Raw genomic sequence first — 17,362 nt, forward strand, 5'->3', positions numbered from 1 at the left:
CCACCGGACCGGCGGCGCTCAGGCGGCCAGGCCGGCGGCCTGCATCAGGGTCTTCAGCGGCGCCAAGGTTTCGGACGAGGTGCCCAGGGCGGCGCGGGCCTCGGGGTTGCGGAAGATCCGGATCGCTTCCGCCTTGGCGCGGTCCGCGGCCGGTCCGAGGGGCGCGGTCTCTCCGGCCGCCAGGCGAAGCAGGGCCGACAGTTTTTGGGGGATAGGCGCGGAGGCGCGGCCGAGCTGGGCCGTCAGCTTGGCCTCGGCCTCGACCACCCCGCCGACCAGGCCGATCGCGGTGCTGATCTGCTCGGTGTCGTGCTCCGCCAGGGCGGCCGTGCGCAGGGAGCGCTGAAGCTGGGCCAGGACCTGGAGCTTCCGCGCGGCGGTGGGACCGGCGGTCCGCATCTCGGTCTCGAAGCGGAGCGAACCGACGCAGGCCAGCAGCCACCGCGCCGCCGCGCGCTTGTTGGCGGACCCGGTCACGTTTTCGCACAGGCGCATCAGCTGCTCCGCCTCGCACAGGACGGTGTCGCAGGGGGCGACATAGGCCTGGACGAAATCGGCCGTGACCAGGCTCTTGGACCGTTCGATGAAGGCGTTCTGGACCTCTTCGAGCGTCAGCAACCGCCCGGCCGTCGCCGTCAAGGCCATGGCCAGGGTGCGCAGGATGTCGATCTCGCCCGGCCCGTCGGACGGACGCAGGCGCCGAGGGCCCTGCAGTTCGCGCAGCACCATGCGCGCCAGCGAAGCCGCGAGAATGGGATAGTCGCCGGCCTCGAGCCGTTCGCCCAGCCGCGCGGCGGCCCCGTCGACGGCGGGCATCAGCAGAGCGGTGCGGGGATCGTGCGCGATCAGGGCGCCGATCTCCTTTGGAGCCACCATGCGGACCACGGCGGCCAGACTGCCCCCCTGATCCAGTGCCGGCCCCAGGATCTGGGCCAGGCCCGTCCGCGCGCCCAGCAGCTCGACCAGGATCTGTTCGATCGGCACCATGACCAGGGCGCGGGGCGGGCCGTCCATGGGGGCGCGATCGGCCAGGTCCATCAGGCGGTCGAGCCGCGCCCGCGCGCCGCGCACGCCGACCAGGGCCCCCGCGACGACACCGCCCATGACGAAGCCCCGATCGGCGGAGCCGGATAGCCGATGGGCCACGTCGGCGAGCGACCGATTGGCCAGATCCGGAAACAGACCCCGGCGTCCGGCGGCCACGACCCGCTCCATCGCCAAGGTGCTGAGGCGCTGATAGTGGCGGACCAGTTCGTGAATGGGCTGGCCCGTCGCCTGGCTCTCGGGCACCGAAACCTTCTGAATCGCGTGCTGCACCTCGACGCCCGACGCCTCGAGCCGCTCGATCAGATCGGGCCGGTGAAGCAGTTCGAAGGGCGTGGCGCCGTTTCGCATCAGCCAGTCCTCCAGGACCCGGCCGACCAGCTCACGCGCATGAGGTGTATAGAGATCGGCCGGCGTCATGCAGTTCGGACGGTCCGCATCGCTGACGACGCGCTTCTTGGGCGGCTCGGGGATGCCCCGGGTCAGGACCGTCACGCTGTTGAACGCCATCGTGTCGGGATCGAGCGTTTCCTTGGTCACCCGCACCGCGACAGCGGTCTTGTCCCGCAGGATCTCCTCGGCGGTATCGACCGCATGCTTGCGTTCTTCCGTGGCCATCATCAGCGCCCAGGGCGAGGGTGCCGTCTTGCGAATATAGAGTTCGTAATGGACAGGTCCGGCCATGGGTCTCGCTCAAGATTTGCCCGAACCCTACGCAAAAGGGCTTAAGGCCCGGTTTCGTGAACGAAAACTGGTCACCGCCCGACTGTGGCCGTAAAGTCACCGCGATCCCGGGCGAACGGTAACGCTTGCCATGCGTTCACACGGCCCCGACCTGTGTCGGGAGCGAGACGAGGAGACCGATTTGGCCAATATCACCCTGGTGGACGACGACGAGAACATCGTCGCCTCCGTGTCGCTGGCGCTGGAAAGCCACGGCCACAAGGTGGTCGCCTATCACGACGGGGCCACCGGCCTCGAGGCGCTGGAGACGTCTCCGCCGGACCTGGCCATCCTCGACGTCAAGATGCCCCGCATGGACGGAATGGAGGTCCTGCGCCGGCTGCGCCAGACCAGCCAGATCCCGGTCATTATGCTGACGTCCAAGGACGAGGAGATCGACGAGATCCTGGGCTTCAACCTTGGGGCCGACGACTACATGCACAAGCCGTTCAGCCAGCGATTGCTGATCGAGCGGGTCAAGGCCCTGCTGCGGCGCTCGGGCGGGGACGGCGGCGAGCCGGAACCCTCGGCCGAGGTCAGCGGCAAGGCGATCCGCCGCGGCAAGCTGTTGATGGATCCGGCGCGTCACGAAAGCACCTGGGACGGCCGGCCGGTCAAGCTGACGGTCACCGAGTTCCTGCTGCTGCAGGCCCTGGCCCAGCGGCCCGGGTTCGTGAAGAGCCGGGACAATCTGATGGACGCCGCCTACGACGATCAAGTCTATGTCGACGACCGCACCATCGACAGCCACGTCAAACGCATGCGCAAGAAGTTCCGCGTGGTCGACCCCGAGTTCGACGCGATCGAGACCCTGTATGGCGTCGGCTATCGTTACCGCGAGAGCTGACACGCTCGATGGTCAGGACGATGCGCCACTGCGCCGTCGGCTGATCCGCTTCGGCGGATCCCGGCTGGGTGGGCTGATCCTCGCGCTCAACCTCCTGAGCCTGCTGATCCTGTTCGGGGGCGCCCTGGCGCTGAACCAGTGGGATCGCGGCCTGGTGCAGGCGCGTCAGGAAAGCCTGATGGTCCAGGCCGAGCTGCTGTCGAACGTGCTGGGCCAGCTGGGCATCACCGGCGGGGAACCGACGCCGGCCCTGGATCAGATCCAGGCCAGCCGCTGGCTGCGCGACAACTTCATTCCGACCGGCCAGCGCGCGCGGTTGTACGACAGCGACGGCCTGTTGGTGTCGGACAGCTATGCCGTCTCTGACGAGATCCCCGGCGAGCCGCTGCCGCCCTCCCTGCCGGCGGGGTCGCCGCCGGTCGTGACGACCGATCCCGTGCAGGATCAGGCCGACCTCGCCCGTGCCAATATCGCGCTCGGCGAAGAGATCGAGGCCGCTTTGGCGGGCGAGCCCCAGGCGACCGTGCGACGCTCCGAGGAAGGGGCCCGGGTCGTCTCGGTCTCCTTGCCGGTGCGCCATGTCCAGCAGGTTCTGGGCGTGCTGACGCTGGAGGCCGGCGACGTCGACCAGATCCTCAGCGCCCAGCGCCGGGCCCTCGTGCCGTTCGCCCTGGTGGCCCTGGCGGTGAACCTGCTGGCCTCGCTGCTGCTGCATCTGTTCGTGGCCCGGCCCGTCATGCGCCTGTCGGCCGCGGCGGATCAGGTCCGGCTGCAGCGGGCCCGCGCCATCTCCCTGCCCGACCTGGAGGACCGCAAGGACGAGATCGGCGATCTGGCGCGGTCGCTGGAGTCGATGACCGAGACCCTGTCCGACCGGATGGACGCCATCGAGCGGTTCGCCGCCGATGTGTCGCATGAGATCAAGAACCCCCTGACCTCGATCCGTTCGGCGCTGGAAACGCTCGATCTGGTGCAGGATCAGGACAAGCGCGACCGGCTGACCCGGGTGCTGCAACAGGACGTCAGACGCCTGGACCGGCTGATCACCGACATCTCCAATGCCTCGCGTCTGGACGCCGAACTGTCCCGCGACCGGCCGCGGCCGGTCGATCTGGCGGCCCTGCTGACCGATATCGTCAATGTCTATGAAACCACGGCCAAGCCCGGAGAAGCGCCCGTGCGGCTGGCGCTGACGACGGACGGCGCGGCCCGGGTCCTGGGTCGCGACGGTCCCCTGGGCCAGGTGTTCCGCAACCTGATCGACAACGCTCGATCGTTCAGCCCGCCCGGCAGAGCGGTCCGCGTGACCGTGTTGCGCGACGAGGGCGAGCCGGACCGCGCCCTGGCGATCCGGGTCGAGGACGACGGACCCGGCATTCCGTCCGAAAACCTCGAGACGGTGTTCGAACGTTTCTACACCTCGCGCCCGCGCGGGACGGCCTTCGGGTCCAACTCCGGACTGGGCCTGTCGATCGTCAAGCAGATCGTCGAGGCGCACGGGGGACGGGTGGTCGCGACGAACCGCGTGGAGCCGGACGGCCGTATCGCGGGCGCGCGGTTCGAGGTCACCCTGCCCTCCACCGGTCGCCGGTGACGACCGCGCCGATCCACGCCACCGCCGTCGCCACCTATGCCCAAGGAGGCTGGCGTGGCGCGCTGTTGCGAGGGCCCTCGGGTGCCGGAAAAAGCGATCTGGCCCTGCGTCTGATCGCCCGGGGCTGGCGGCTGATCGGGGACGACTATGTTCACCTCTGGCGCTCGCACGGCGGCCTGTTCGCGGCCCCGGCCCAGACGATCGCCGGTCGGATCGAAGCCCGGGGGCTCGGCATTCTGTCGGTGACCCACCACCCGCTCTGCCGGATCGGCCTGGTCGTGGACTGCCGGGGCGCGACGGTGGATCGCCTCCCGGAAGCCGGGTCGGTCACCCTGGCGGGCGTCACCCTGCCGCAACTCGATCTGGACGTTCGACCGGCATCGGCCGTCGAAACCCTGGCGCACGCCATCAGGCGGCTTTAACCCGCGCAGACTTTCCTCTATCTAGACCCGCTTGCGGATCGGCCCGGGGGGCTGCCGAGCCGCCATTTGGGATGCCTCGCTGTTGAAGACGCCTTCATGATCGGACTGGGCAGGATGGGGCCGACATGATCGGCCTCGTGATCGTCACCCATGGCGGACTGGCGTCAGAGTTCCTGTCGGCGATGGAACACGTCGTGGGTCCGCAGCGCGGCGTGGCCGCCATCTGCATCGGCCCCGAGGACGACATGGAGCGTCGTCGGCGCGACATCGTGGATGCGGCCGCGGCCGTCGACGACGGCACCGGGGTGATCCTGCTGACCGACATGTTCGGCGGGACCCCGTCCAACCTGGCCATCTCGGTGATGGAACAGACCCATGCCGAGGTCATCGCCGGACTGAACCTGCCCATGCTGATCAAGCTGGCCAGCGTGCGCACGCGCGAGAGCCTCGAGACCTGCGTCGCCCACGCCCAGGACGCCGGGCGCAAATACATCTCGGTGGCCTCCTGGGTCCTGGCGGGCGAGAAATAGGGCGATGGGACAGACGCTGCCGACCGCGCGGACCACCGCCAACATCTGCAATACCCGGGGTCTGCACGCCCGCGCCTCGGCCAAGTTCGTCAAGCTGGCGTCGAGCTTCGAGGCCGAGATCCACGTCACCCGCGACGGCACGACGGTCGACGCCCGCTCGATCATGGGCCTGCTGATGCTGGGGGCCGGCAACGGCTGTTCGATCGAGGTGACGGCCGAGGGCTCGGACGCCGAGGCGGCCATCGAGGCCCTGTCCGATCTGGTCGCCCGCCGGTTCGACGAAGAGGTCTGAAGGGTCAGTCCTTCGGGGGCGGTCGGACCCCGATGTGCGCCTGGCCCCGTTCGGCCGCCAGTTTCACCTGCCGGTCCCGCTCCAGGGCACCCGCGCGCTGCGCCTCGGTCAGGGTGTCGAAGCACCGGTCGCAGCAGACGCCCTCGACGAAGCGGGCCGAGGCGCGGCCGGCCGGGCTGACCGGCATGCGGCAGCCCCGACACAGGCTGTGCGTGCCCGGCGCGAGGCCGTGACCGACCGCGACCCGCTCGTCGAAGACGAAACACTCCCCCTGCCACAGACTCTCGGCCCGCGGCACCGTCTCGAGGTAGCGCAGGATGCCGCCCTGAAGGTGATGCACCCGTTCGACCCCCTGCGCCTTCAGCCAGGCGGTCGACTTCTCGCAGCGGATTCCGCCGGTGCAGTACATGGCCACGCGGGGCGGCGTCGGCCGGTCCAGCAGGGCGCGCCCCTCGCGCTCGAACCAGTCCGGAAAGTCGCGGAAGGTACGGGTATTGGGCTGCACCGCGCCCTGGAAGGCCCCGACTTCGCCTTCATAGTCGTTGCGGGTGTCGATCACGATCGTGTCGGGGTCGGCGATCAGGGCGTTCCAGTCCTCCGGCGCGACATAGGTCCCGGCCTCCAGGACGGGGTCGATGCCGGGCTGGCCCATCGTCACGATCTCGGCCTTCACGCGCACCTTCAGCCGGTGAAAGGGCATGGCGGCGGCCGTGCTGAATTTGACCTCAATGTCGGCGAACCCGGGCACGGCGCGGAGCCCGTCCAGGACCCGCTCGATGGCCGGCGGCGGTCCAGCGATCGTGCCGTTCACGCCCTCGTGCGCCACCAGCAGCGTGCCGCGCACATCGTCGCCGCACAGGGCTTCCAGTTGATCGCGCAGCGCCTCGGGCGATCCGACGGCCGCGAAACGATAGAGGGCGGCGACGCGGATGCGATGTTCGGTCATGGGCATCCTGTTTTCGCAACCGGCCCGGCTTCGCGCAGAGGCACCGGTGGACCTGTCCTACGAAGCGCGCAGCGCGAAGTAGGATGGTGGAGCCGAGGGGAGTCGAACCCCTGACCTCGTCATTGCGAACGACGCGCTCTACCAACTGAGCTACGGCCCCGTTTCCGGGTGGAAGGCGAGGGCGGACATAGAAGGCGCGGCGGGGCGGTGTCAATCGCCCGGGCGATCCGTCTCACCCCGTGGCCTTGGCGATCCGGCGGGCGGCGGCTATGACCGCCTTTCATAGAGAGTAAGGAACAGCCCATGGGCGTGGCCATCGTCTGGCTTATCAATGCCATCATCAGCCTGATGATCTGGTTCATCATCGGCTCGGCCATTCTGAGCTGGCTGTTCGCGTTCGACGTCATCAACCACCGCAACCGGTTCGTGAATCAGCTGGCCCAGTTCCTGGACGCCGTGACTCGTCCGCTGCTCGAGCCCTTCCGTCGCGTGATCCCGCCGCTGGGCGGCATCGACGTCTCGCCGATCGTGGTGCTGCTGCTGCTGAATTTCTCGCGCATCCTGTTCAACAACATGGCCGCCGGCCCGATCATCATGCTGCTCGGCTAGGCTGCAGCCGGGGCGGAGCGTGGCCCCGGCGCCGCACTGCGGCATTCAGCCTTGCGCGGCGATCACAGTCTCCTAATGTGCTGCGTCCTGGCGAAATGCCGCTGCCGACCCCGACTTCATGACTGTCTCGATCAAATCAGTGGCCATCATCGGTGCCGGCCAGATGGGGGCCGGCATCGCCCAGGCCGTGGCCCTGGGCGGCTATCGGGTCAGCCTGTTCGACGTCGACGCCGATCGCCTGCCCGCGGCCCTGGGCACCATCGGGGCCAGCCTGGCGCGCCAGGTCGAGCGTGACAGCCTGACCCAGGCCCAGGCCGACAGCGCCATGGCCGCCATCTCGGGCATCAGCAGCCTGGCCGAGGCCGGCCGGGCTGACCTGGTCATCGAGGCGGCGGTCGAGGACGAGGCCGTCAAGAAGGCCGTCTTCGTCGATCTGGTGCCCCACCTGGGGCCCGACACCCTGCTGGCATCCAACACCTCGTCCATCTCGATCACGCGACTGGCCTCGGCGACGGACCGGCCCGACCGGTTCATCGGCCTGCATTTCATGAAGCCGGCTCCAGTGATGAAACTGGTCGAGATCATCCGCGGCATCGCCACCTCGGCCGCCACCTACGAGGCCTCCGTCGCCTTCGCCGAAAGCCTGGGCAAGACCACCACCAACGCCGAGGATTTCCCCGCCTTCATCGTCAACCGAATCCTGGTGCCGATGATCAACGAGGCGATCTACGTGCTGTACGAAGGCGTCGGCAATGTCGCATCGATCGACAAGGCGCTGAAGCTGGGCGCCAACCATCCGATGGGCCCCCTGGCCCTGGCCGACTTCATGGGGCTGGACGTCGTGCTGGCCATCATGAACGTGCTGTACGAAGGTCTGGCGGACAGCAAATATCGGCCCTGCCCCCTGCTGGTGAAATATGTCGAGGCCGGCTGGCTGGGGCGCAAGTCCGGGCGCGGCTTCTATGACTATTCCGGCGACGTGCCGGTCCCGACCCGGTGAGGGCGCGCTTCGACACTCCGTCGGCGTTTCCGGGCCAGACCGTGGTCGCGTGGCGCGGCACCCGCTCCGCCATCGCCCTCGCCATCGTCGCCGGCGTGCTCTGGCCGCCCTTCATCCTGACGTTCCTCGTCTGGCCGCCGCAGAACTGGCTCCCCGGCAGCGAGTTCGATTTCCGGCTGCTGGCCCTGGTCATCGGCCTGGTCGGCGTTCCGCTGGGCCTGTGGCTGATCGACCGGGAGCGGCGGCGCACGGGACGACCCGCGACGCGGCTCGGCATCGTCTGGCGCTTCATGCTGTACGGGGGACTGCTGGCGGCCTCGCTCCAGGTCGTCCTGGCCCTGACGCTGACCCTGCTGGGCTGGCTCGGCTCCGCCAACCCGATGGAGGCCATCGGCTCGACCGAGACGGTCCTGCTGATCTATGGCGTCGGCGGCCTGCCCGTCGCGATCCTGGTCGGCGTCAGCTATGCGCTGTGGGCCGGGGTCTGCGCCGCCTTCCTCGCCTTCGTACCGGCCCCGGCGCCGGTCAAGGATCGGCTCGGCCTGATGCGCTGACGGCCTGGGGCGCGCCCGCGCGGCCTGGACATTAAGGCGAATTCATTTTTCCGCCGCACCCCACTGTGTAAAGCTCGCTTGTCAGCGACGTCTCGGGGGAGGGCTCACCATGAACACCGCGCACCCAGTGCTCACGGTCCCGGCCGCGGCCGGGGTCGGTCTGGCCCCGACCCAGGTCGGCGATCGCATCGTCCTGCTGGACGTGCTGAGGGGCTGGGCCATCCTGGGGATCCTGGCCGTCAATGCCATGGCCTTCGCCTGGCCCTTCGCCCTCGAGACGAATTCCGTCACCCTGCCGTGGATGGCCGCGCCCGCCAATGAATGGGCCGACTGGGTGGTGCAGGTCTTCTTCGAGCACAAGTTCCGCACCCTGTTCTCGATGCTGTTCGGGGTCTCGATCTTCCTGGTCGGCGGGGAGCGGTCGGACGAAGCCCGCGGCCGTCTGTTGCGGCGGCGCCTGTTCTGGCTGGCGGTCTTCGGCCTGATCCATGGCCTGGCGCTGTGGTTCGGCGACATTCTGCTGCTCTACGCCTGGAGCGGCGTGTTGATGCTGTTCTTCCGGTCCTGGCCGCCGGGCCGGCTGCTGTGGGTCGGCGGGCTGATCGTGGGTCTGGGCTGTCTGATGGAGGCGGGACTGGGCTATGCGACGGTGAACGCCGGTGGCGAGTTCGCCCGGCAGATGGAGGCCAGCAGACCCGAGGTCACGCCGGAAGCCATCCAGGGGATCATCGACCAGTATCGTTCCGGCCTCGTCGGGGCCCTGAGCGCCAATTTCGCGAACTGGCTGATGCTGCAGTTCGCCAGCCTGGTCTTCATCGTCTGGGGCACCCTGGGTCTGATGATGGTTGGTCTGGGCCTGTTCAAGACCGGCTTCCTGACCGGCCGGGCGCCGACCTGGGTCTATCTGCTGGTCCTGGGGATCGGGGCCGGAAACCTCGCCGCCTTCGGATGGCTGGAGTGGCGCGAGATGGTGGCCGGCCCCGACGCGAACGTCACCGGCGGGTTGGACAGGGTCGCCGGATCCTTCGCCATCCTGATCACCCTGGCCTATGCCTCTGGCCTGATCCTCCTGACCCGGCTCGGTGTCGGGGCCGTGACCGGCGTGCTGGCCCCCGTCGGGCGGATGGCCTTCACCAACTACCTGACCCAGACCCTGATCATGACCACGCTCTTCTACATGCCGTGGGGCCCACGTCTGTTCGGATCGGTCGAGCCCGCGCCCCTGTGGGGGATCGTCGGCGCGGTCTGGGTCGCCCAGTTGATCTGGTCGCCGCTGTGGCTGTCGCGGTTCCAGATGGGACCGCTGGAGTGGGTCTGGCGCTGCCTGACCTACGGTCGGTGGGTCCCGATCCGGGCCTAGATCATCCCGCCACCGGGGCGCGGGCGTCGCCCCTCGACCCCCGTCCCCGAGCCCTCTAAACAGCGGCCATGACCGACGCCGCCAGCCCCGCCCGCCCCGAAGCCCGCAGTCCCCGGGGGTTCGCCGACCGCCGCGGCCCCAGCCTGATCGCCGAGCGGCGCATCGTCCAGCGGGTGTCCGAGGTCTATGAACGCTGGGGCTTCGAGCCGCTCGACACCGGGGCCTTCGAATATGCCGACGCCCTGGGCAAGTTCCTGCCCGACGCCGACCGGCCGAACGAAGGCGTCTTCGCCCTGCAGGACGACGACGACCAGTGGATGGCGCTGCGCTACGACCTGACCGCGCCCCTGGCCCGGTTCGCGGCCCAGACCTGGGAGACCCTGCCCAAGCCGTTCCGGCGCTACGCCTTCGGCCCCGTCTGGCGCAACGAGAAGCCCGGCCCCGGCCGGTTCCGCGAGTTCACCCAGTGCGACGCCGACACCGTCGGCTCGGACCGTCCCGAGGCGGACGCGGAGATCATCGCCATGGCCTGCGAGGGCCTTCAGGCGGCGGGGCTTCAGCCGGGCCAGGCCGTGATCCGGGTCTCGAACCGCAAGCTGTTCGACGGCCTGTTCGAGGCGGGTGGGATCGCCGACCCCGGCCAGAGACTGACGGCGCTGCGGGCCATCGACAAGTTCGACCGCCTGGGTTGGGAAGGAGTCGCGGCCCTGCTGGGCGAGGGCCGGCTCGACGAGAGCGGCGACTATACCAAGGGGGCCAACCTGCCGCTCGGCGTGGCCAGCACGATCGAGGCCTTCCTGGGCTCGGCCGGGGACGGCGAGCGGACCCGGGCCGAGACCCTGGACGCGATCGCCCGCTCGGGTGGCCTGGGCGCGGCGGGCGAGGCGGCGCTGGAGGAGCTGGCCGGGATCGACCGGGCCTTGCAGGCCATGCGCGTGGGCCAGGACGTCGTGCGGTTCGACCCGACCATCGTGCGGGGCCTGGAATACTACACCGGGGCCGTGTTCGAGGCCGAACTGCTACTCGACACCACCGACGACAAGGGCCGGCCCGTACGGTTCGGCTCGATCGGCGGCGGTGGACGCTACGACGACCTGGTCGCCCGCTTCACCGGGGAGTCGACGCCCGCCACCGGCTTCTCGTTCGGCGTGTCCCGCCTGGCGTCCGCCCTGCGCGCCGCCGGCCGCGCGGACGGCTCGGTCCGGGGGCCGGTCGTCGTCATCGTCTTCGGCCAGGACGACATGCAGGCCTATCTCGATGCGGTCTCCGAGCTGCGCGCGGCCGGGATCGCCGCCGAACTGTATCTGGGCCGCGCGGGAATGAAGGCTCAGATGAAATACGCCGATCGACGCCATGCCCCGGCGGCCATCATGCTGGGCGGCGACGAGATCGCGGCGGGCACGGTCACGATCAAGGATCTCGACGCCGGCCGACAGCTCGCGGCGGGCGTCACCGACAACGAGGCCTGGAAGGCCGAGCGCCCCGGCCAGAGGACCGTCGCCCGCGCCGAGCTGGTTAACAGCATACGGGCCATTATCGACAGTCCGTCGAGAACCTGAGGCGGTTTGAATGACTTATCGTCGATAAGTCGATTTTCTGCCGCAAATGCCGTCGCCTTCGATTGACGGGACCCCCTCCGAGCGGTCATTTGATCTCACTCGAACGGCGCGGCACCGCAAGGCGCAGCCACCGGACGAAGGCGTTTCGGGGAGGAAACGTCCGCTCCACAGAGAGCGAGAAAGCCCGCTGCGATGTATCCCCCGCAGCGGGCTTTTTCACGCCTGAACATCAACTTAGGCGCAATGATCCGGTTTGCGGCCACGAAACTCCGTATGCTGACGCTTGGGATCAGCGTGGCGCAGAGTGCCTTCAGTTCAATGCCTAGGCGGTGAGCAGGCCCTGCTCGGCCAGGGCATCGGCCAGTTCGCCGGGCCCGGTCCACAGGCGGGTATAGCCCGCCTCCCCCAGCCGCTTCAGCTCGGTCACCAGGTCGGCGCGCGGAGAGGCGGCGAAGCGGGCGTCGAAGCCCGTCCCGTCGGCGCTGATCCGCACCATGGGGCGGCCGGTCTCGAGCCGATGCAGGAACCCTTCCGACAGCACACCGGCCTCGGCCTTCATCAGACCGGTCTCCACCGTCAATCCCGCCTGGCGCAGACGCTCCGTGCCGCGCCCCGAGGCGAAGGGGGACGGGTCCAGGGCCGCCACCACGACCCGGGCGATCCCGGCCTCGGCCAGGAAATGCGCGCAGGAGGCGCGACCCGACGAGCGGGCCCCGCAGGGCTCCAGGGTGACATAGGCCGTGGCCCCCGCGACGTCGGGTCCGGCGGCGGGCACGGCCTGCTCCTCGGCGTGGGGGCGGCCGCCGGGGGCGGTCGCCGCCTCGGCCAGAACGACGCCGTCCTTGACGATGACGCAGCCGACCGCCGGATTGGGCCAGGTCTCGCCCATGCGGGCCAGGGCCAGGTCGATGGCCCGACGCATATGGGCCTGATCGGCGGCGGCCGCGCTCACGCGGCCAGGGCCGGCAGCGACTGGGCCCGATCGGCGTCCAGATAGCGGGCGGCCGTCGGTTTCAGCCCGGCGTCGAGATCGATCTCGAGCGGATTGCCGGTCGGGATCTCGACCCCGACGATCCGGTCGTCCGGCACGTCGAACAGGTGTTTGACGATGGCGCGCAGCGAGTTGCCGTGGGCCGCGATCAGCACATCCTCGCCGGCCTCCAGACGCGGGGCGATCGCCGCGTTCCAATAGGGCAGGACCCGCTCCAGCGTCGTCTTCAGGCTCTCCGTGTCCGGGATGGCCTGGCCGGCATAGCGGGGATCGCCGGCGAAATCCCATTCGCTGCCCGCCTCCAGCGACGGGGGCGGGATGTCATAGCTGCGGCGCCAGATCTTGACCTGGTCATCGCCGTGCAGCCGGGCGGTCTCGGCCTTGTCCAGCCCGGTCAGGCCGCCGTAGTGCCGCTCGTTCAGCCGCCAGTCGGCGACGACGGGCACGTCGGTCAGTCCGGCGGTCTGCAGCGCCAGGGCGCCGGTCCGCTTGGCCCGCGTCAGAACCGAGGTGAACATGACCGCGGGCTTGAACCCGGCCTGGGCGATCAGCTCGCCCGCGTGCCGGGCCTGGGCCTCCCCCTCGGCGGTCAGGTCGACGTCGACCCAGCCGGTGAAGCGATTCTCGAGGTTCCACTGGCTCTGGCCATGACGCAGCAGGATCAGTCGAGGCATGATGGGCTTTCCGGATACGATGCTCCGGGGTAGGGCGCGACCTCCGCGCGGTCAAGCGGCGGGTGGTCCGCCGCAGGCCGCCGCGCGGATCAGGTCGAGCGACAGGCCTTCGCCGCGCCAGACCTCGCCGAAGTCGGTGCGGTGATCGTTGGAATAGACGGCCAGGGCCAGATCCAGGTCCGGCAGCAGGAAGTTCCGCACCTGGACCCCGCCGATCTCGCCATAGCGTTCCACCAGTCGGGTCTGGCCGATACAGGCCCCCAGGTCCGGTGCATAGGACCAGACGCTGAGGGCGGCATAGCCCGAGGCCGGGTCTCCGGTCAGCATGGTCGCCAGCGACGCGGCCGAGATCAGGCGGCCTTCCATCAGAGCCCTGTCGATCTTCAGCATGTCGCCGATGGTGCCGTAAAGCCCACCGGCGGGGCCGAAGCCGGACAGCCAGACGCGTGCCTCGGCCGAGCCGTCCGCCATCGTCGCCTCGACCCGGGGTGTCTCGGGCAGGGTCAGCGTCAGCCCCAGCGGCGCGCCGATGCGGCTGTTGACCAGATCGAGATAGGTCCGGCCCGTCACCGCCTCCAGCACCTTGCCCACCACGATGGTGTCGCAGTTGTTGTAGAAAAAGACCGATCCCGGCTCGGCCTTGGCCGTCCCGCAATATTGCAGCGCATCGCCGGCCGGACCGTCGGGCGTTTCGGACTCTTCCGCCAGGCCCGAGCGATGCCCCAGAAGCTGGCGGATCGTTATTCTGTCGGCGTTGGCCACGGTCGTCCCGGGCCAATAGGTCGCGACGGTTGCGTCCAGCGCCATCGTTCCGGCATCGATCTGCTGAAACACCAGGATCGCCGTAATCATCTTGGACACCGAGGCCCAGCGGACCGGGGTCGACGGATCGACCGGATAGGCCCCGTCGGGCCGGGCGATGGACGCGACCTCGGCCTGGCCGTCCCGCGACACGCCGAAGACCCCGGCATAGCCCTCGAACGCCGCCAGTCGCGCCTTCATCGCCGACAGCCCCTGCGATGCGGTCGCCGTCGGCCCGTCGGCCACGCCTTGGGCGAGGGCTGATCCGCTTGCGGACAGAAGCGCGACCGCCAGGGCCGTGATCGTCAGAGACCGCATCGCCGCACCCCTCGTCATCCCGATCGCACCCATACCACCGTTCGCACGTTATTGTCCGCCCGGGGTCCTGCGGCTATACCGCGCCGGTCAGCCCCCTCCCCAAGGAAGCGCCATGCAGAAGCCCCGCCAGGATCTCGTCCCGAACAGTTTCGATTATGAAACCATCGCCCTGGTGAAGCCAACGGGCTTCCGGGAGTACGATGCCCGCTGGATCCTGGAGAAGGAGATCAACCTGCTGGGCATCCAGGCCCTGGGTCTGGCCCTGGCCACCTACGTCCATGAGAACGACATCCAGCCGCGCATCGTCGTGGGCCACGACTTCCGGTCCTATTCGATCAGCGTCAAACAGGCCCTGATCCTGGGCCTGCTGGAAGGCGGGATGGAGGTGCTGGACATCGGCCTGGCCCTGTCGCCCATGGCCTATTTCGGCCAGTTCGCCCTGAACGCCCCCTGCGTGGCCATGGTCACGGCCAGCCACAACGAGAACGGCTGGACCGGGGTCAAGATGGGCACCAATCCGCCCGTCACCTTCGGCCCCGAGGAGATCGGCCGTCTGAAGGAGATCGTCCTGGAGGGCCAGGGCGTGGCCCGGCCCGGCGGGCGGCTGGAGCGGGTCGAGGGCTTCCGCGAACAGTACCTCCAGGAGGTGGTCGGATCGATCAAGTTGAGCCGCCCGGTGAAGGTGGTCTGCGCCTGCGGCAACGGCACGGCCGGGGCCTTCGCGCCCGAGGCCCTGCGCCGCATGGGGGCCGAGGTGATCGAGATGGACACCGACCTCGACTATACCTTCCCCAAGTACAATCCGAACCCGGAAGACCACGCCATGCTGATGCAGATGGCCGAGCGGGTGCGCGAGACCGGGGCCGACCTGGCCCTGGGCTTCGACGGCGACGGCGACCGCTGCGGCGTGGTCGACAACACGGGCGAGGAGATCTTCGCCGACAAGATCGGCCTGCTGCTGGCTCGCGACCTGTCGGCCCTGCACCCCAACGCCACCTTCGTCGTCGATGTGAAATCGACCGGCCTGTACAAGACCGACGCGGTGCTGGCCGCCAACGGCGCGACCACCGTCTACTGGAAGACCGGCCACTCCTACATCAAGCGCAAGACCGCCGAACTGGGGGCCCTGGCCGGCTTCGAGAAGTCGGGCCACTTCTTCCTGGCCAACCCCATCGGGCGTGGCTACGACGACGGCCTGGTCGCCGCCGCCGCCGTCCTGCAGATGATGGACCGCAACCCCGGCAAGACCCTGTTCGACCTCAAGTCGTCCCTTCCCGACGCCTGGACCAGCCTGACCATGTCGCCGCATTGCGACGACGAGATCAAATACGGCGTCCTGGCCAAGATCGTCGCCGAATACGAAAAACTGGGGGCCGAGGGCGGTTCGATCCTGGGACGGAAGATCGTCGAGGTCATCACCGTTAACGGCGCGCGCGTGCATCTGGAAGACGGGTCGTGGGTGCTGGTCCGCGCCTCCTCCAACAAGCCGGAACTGGTCGTCGTTGTCGAATCCATGCGATCCGAGGACGACATGCGCGCCCTGTTCCACGAAGAGGTCAAACCCCGCCTGGCCGCCCACCCCGAGGTCGGCGAATACAACCAGGAAATCTGAGCCCGCGGTCTCCTCCCCATGCGCGAAGGCGCATGGGGAGGTGGCCTCTCGCGATCCGCGAGAGGACGGAGGGGGCGACCGGGTTTCGCCGGGCGAGCACCGGCCAGCACCCCGATTTCCGAGCCGCCCCCTCCCGTCGTCGGATCGCTTCGCGATCTCTCCTCCACATCGCTGATCGCGATGAGACACCTCCCATTGCCCTTCGGCGGGAGGAGACGCCGAAAAGCCGGAATCGCACGCCACCCCGCGCCTTTCCCCTCCTCATTCCCCGAGGAGATCGACATGAAAGCGCTATGCTGGCACGGCAAGGGCGACATCCGCTGAGAGACGGTGGACGACCCCGAAATTCAGGACGGCCGCGACGCCATCATCCGCGTCACCTCCTGCGCCATCTGCGGGTCTGACCTGCACCTGTACGGCGGCTTCGTCCCCGGCATGAAGTCCGGCGACATCATGGGCCACGAGACGATGGGCGAGGTCGTCGCCGTCGGCAAGGACAACACGAAACTGAAGGTCGGCGACCGCGTCGTGGTGCCCTTCACCATCAGCTGCGGCGAGTGCGACTACTGCAAGCGCGGCCTGTACTCCGTGTGCGAACGATCCAACCCGAACGGCGCGGAACAGGCGAAACAGACCGGCTATCCGACCGCCGGCCTGTTCGGATACACCCACATGTACGGCGGCATCCCCGGCGGCCAGGCCGAATACCTGCGCATCCCCTATGCCGACGTCGGCCCGATCAAGGTGCCCAACGGCCTGACCGACGACCAGGTCCTGTTCCTGTCCGACATCTTCCCGACCGGCTGGATGGCCGCCGAGAACGCCAACATCGAACCCGGCCACACCGTCCTGGTGTTCGGCTGCGGCCCCGTCGGCCAGTTCGCCATCCGCTCCGCCTTCATGATGGGGGCCGAGCGCGTCATCGCCATCGACCAGGTGCCGGAACGCCTGCAGCTGGCCCGCGACGCCGGGGCCGAGACCATCGACTTCTCCGAGGGCGACCTGCAGGAGCGGATCAAGACCATGACCCACGGCGTCGGCCCGGATTCGGTGATCGAGGCCGTCGGCCTGGAAAGCCACGGCTCGGGCGGCCTGATGGAAAAGGTCCAGGAGACCGTCGCCGGCAAGATGGAACGCCCCTATGCCCTAAACGAGGCCATCGTCGCCTGCCGCCCCGGCGGCACCATCAGCCTGCCCGGCGTCTTCGTCGGCGTCATCCCCACCATGATGGGGGCCTTCGTCGGCAAGGGCCTGACCCTGAAGACCGGCCAGACCCACGTGCAGCGCTATCTGGAACCCCTGATGCGCCGCATCGAGGAAGGCGAGATCGACCCCAGCTTCCTGATCACCCACAAGATCAAGCTGGAAGACGGCCCCGACGCCTACAAGATGTTCCAGGAAAAGACCGACGGCTGCATCAAGGTCGTCATCAACCCCTAGGTCGCGGACGCGCGACGGCGAGAAGATCGGAGGCCCCCGTGGAGAC

17 protein-coding genes and 1 tRNA gene are annotated in these 17,362 nt (G+C 68.9%); 12 read left to right on the plus strand and 6 right to left on the minus strand.

The features are described 5' to 3' along the window. Nucleotides 1-18: 18 nt before the first annotated feature. A complete protein-coding gene (locus BZG35_RS00305; RefSeq protein ID WP_077353774.1) occupies nt 19-1,728 on the minus strand; it encodes a hypothetical protein in 1,710 nt (569 codons plus the stop codon). A gap of 181 nt (nt 1,729-1,909) precedes the next feature. Here BZG35_RS00305 and BZG35_RS00310 point away from each other — a divergent pair, with 181 nt between their 5' ends. The 5 genes from BZG35_RS00310 (at nt 1,910) to BZG35_RS00330 (ending at nt 5,452) form a co-directional block, all read left to right on the plus strand. Next, a complete protein-coding gene (locus tag BZG35_RS00310) occupies nt 1,910-2,614 on the plus strand; it encodes a response regulator transcription factor (RefSeq protein ID WP_077357681.1) in 705 nt (234 codons plus the stop codon). Beyond that, on the plus strand, nt 2,583-4,208 hold the full coding sequence (locus BZG35_RS00315; protein ID WP_077353775.1) for a stimulus-sensing domain-containing protein: 1,626 nt from the start codon (nt 2,583-2,585) through the stop codon (nt 4,206-4,208). The genes BZG35_RS00310 and BZG35_RS00315 overlap by 32 nt, the downstream gene beginning before the upstream one ends. Beyond that, on the plus strand, nt 4,205-4,630 hold the full coding sequence (locus tag BZG35_RS00320; protein WP_077353776.1) for an HPr kinase/phosphorylase: 426 nt from the start codon (nt 4,205-4,207) through the stop codon (nt 4,628-4,630). The genes BZG35_RS00315 and BZG35_RS00320 overlap by 4 nt, the downstream gene beginning before the upstream one ends. A 125-nt stretch (nt 4,631-4,755) precedes the next feature. Further along, nucleotides 4,756-5,160, plus strand: coding sequence for a PTS sugar transporter subunit IIA (locus BZG35_RS00325; protein WP_077353777.1), 405 nt, complete (start codon nt 4,756-4,758; stop codon nt 5,158-5,160). A 4-nt stretch (nt 5,161-5,164) separates the two neighbouring features. Beyond that, nucleotides 5,165-5,452 carry an HPr family phosphocarrier protein gene (locus tag BZG35_RS00330; protein WP_077353778.1) on the plus strand — a complete coding sequence of 96 codons (288 nt, stop codon included), beginning with the start codon at nt 5,165-5,167 and terminating at the stop codon, nt 5,450-5,452. Between the two features lie 4 nt (nt 5,453-5,456). Here BZG35_RS00330 and BZG35_RS00335 read toward each other — a convergent pair whose 3' ends face one another. Together BZG35_RS00335 and BZG35_RS00340 are read right to left on the minus strand one after the other, a co-directional pair. Next, a complete protein-coding gene (locus BZG35_RS00335; protein WP_077357683.1) occupies nt 5,457-6,398 on the minus strand; it encodes a rhodanese-related sulfurtransferase in 942 nt (313 codons plus the stop codon). Between the two features lie 84 nt (nt 6,399-6,482). Beyond that, nucleotides 6,483-6,558: transfer RNA gene (locus BZG35_RS00340), tRNA-Ala, on the minus strand. 143 nt (nt 6,559-6,701) lie between these two features. On the opposite strand from BZG35_RS00340, the gene BZG35_RS00345 reads away from it, so the two are divergent. The 5 genes from BZG35_RS00345 (at nt 6,702) to hisS (ending at nt 11,480) form a co-directional block, all read left to right on the plus strand. Beyond that, complete coding sequence (locus BZG35_RS00345; protein WP_077353779.1) at nt 6,702-7,007, plus strand: YggT family protein; 306 nt, start codon at nt 6,702-6,704, stop codon at nt 7,005-7,007. Between the two features lie 118 nt (nt 7,008-7,125). Continuing rightward, nucleotides 7,126-8,007 carry a 3-hydroxybutyryl-CoA dehydrogenase gene (locus BZG35_RS00350; protein ID WP_077353780.1) on the plus strand — a complete coding sequence of 294 codons (882 nt, stop codon included), beginning with the start codon at nt 7,126-7,128 and terminating at the stop codon, nt 8,005-8,007. Then, on the plus strand, nt 8,004-8,561 hold the full coding sequence (locus BZG35_RS00355) for a phthalate transporter (protein WP_077353781.1): 558 nt from the start codon (nt 8,004-8,006) through the stop codon (nt 8,559-8,561). Before BZG35_RS00350 ends, BZG35_RS00355 begins: the two co-directional genes overlap by 4 nt. Before the next feature lie 109 nt (nt 8,562-8,670). Further along, nucleotides 8,671-9,921, plus strand: coding sequence for a DUF418 domain-containing protein (locus tag BZG35_RS00360; RefSeq protein ID WP_077353782.1), 1,251 nt, complete (start codon nt 8,671-8,673; stop codon nt 9,919-9,921). Between the two features lie 68 nt (nt 9,922-9,989). Further along, nucleotides 9,990-11,480 (plus strand): histidine--tRNA ligase, encoded by a 1,491-nt coding sequence (gene hisS, locus BZG35_RS00365; RefSeq protein WP_077353783.1) that lies wholly within the window; start codon nt 9,990-9,992, stop codon nt 11,478-11,480. Between the two features lie 322 nt (nt 11,481-11,802). Here the strand turns inward: hisS and BZG35_RS00370 are convergent, their stop codons facing one another. Genes BZG35_RS00370 through BZG35_RS00380 form a run of 3 tightly spaced genes read right to left on the minus strand, consistent with a single transcriptional unit; the run spans nt 11,803 to nt 14,264 of the window. Next, complete coding sequence (locus BZG35_RS00370; protein ID WP_077353784.1) at nt 11,803-12,432, minus strand: bifunctional diaminohydroxyphosphoribosylaminopyrimidine deaminase/5-amino-6-(5-phosphoribosylamino)uracil reductase RibD; 630 nt, start codon at nt 12,430-12,432, stop codon at nt 11,803-11,805. Continuing rightward, nucleotides 12,429-13,145: a 2,3-diphosphoglycerate-dependent phosphoglycerate mutase gene (gene gpmA / locus BZG35_RS00375; protein WP_077353785.1), complete on the minus strand. Its 717-nt coding sequence runs from the start codon at nt 13,143-13,145 to the stop codon at nt 12,429-12,431. Before gpmA ends, BZG35_RS00370 begins: the two co-directional genes overlap by 4 nt. A 51-nt stretch (nt 13,146-13,196) precedes the next feature. Continuing rightward, a complete protein-coding gene (locus BZG35_RS00380) occupies nt 13,197-14,264 on the minus strand; it encodes a serine hydrolase (RefSeq protein WP_171981842.1) in 1,068 nt (355 codons plus the stop codon). 112 nt (nt 14,265-14,376) lie between these two features. Here BZG35_RS00380 and BZG35_RS00385 point away from each other — a divergent pair, with 112 nt between their 5' ends. Together BZG35_RS00385 and BZG35_RS00390 are read left to right on the plus strand one after the other, a co-directional pair. Continuing rightward, nucleotides 14,377-15,876, plus strand: coding sequence for a phosphomannomutase/phosphoglucomutase (locus tag BZG35_RS00385; protein WP_077353787.1), 1,500 nt, complete (start codon nt 14,377-14,379; stop codon nt 15,874-15,876). 330 nt (nt 15,877-16,206) lie between these two features. Further along, the gene (locus BZG35_RS00390) at nt 16,207-17,316 is read left to right on the plus strand and encodes a zinc-dependent alcohol dehydrogenase (protein ID WP_253189224.1); all 1,110 of its coding nucleotides are present in this window, start codon (nt 16,207-16,209) and stop codon (nt 17,314-17,316) included. Nucleotides 17,317-17,362: the final 46 nt, after the last annotated feature.

It is taken from the genome of Brevundimonas sp. LM2, from assembly GCF_002002865.1.
GTDB lineage: Bacteria > Pseudomonadota > Alphaproteobacteria > Caulobacterales > Caulobacteraceae > Brevundimonas.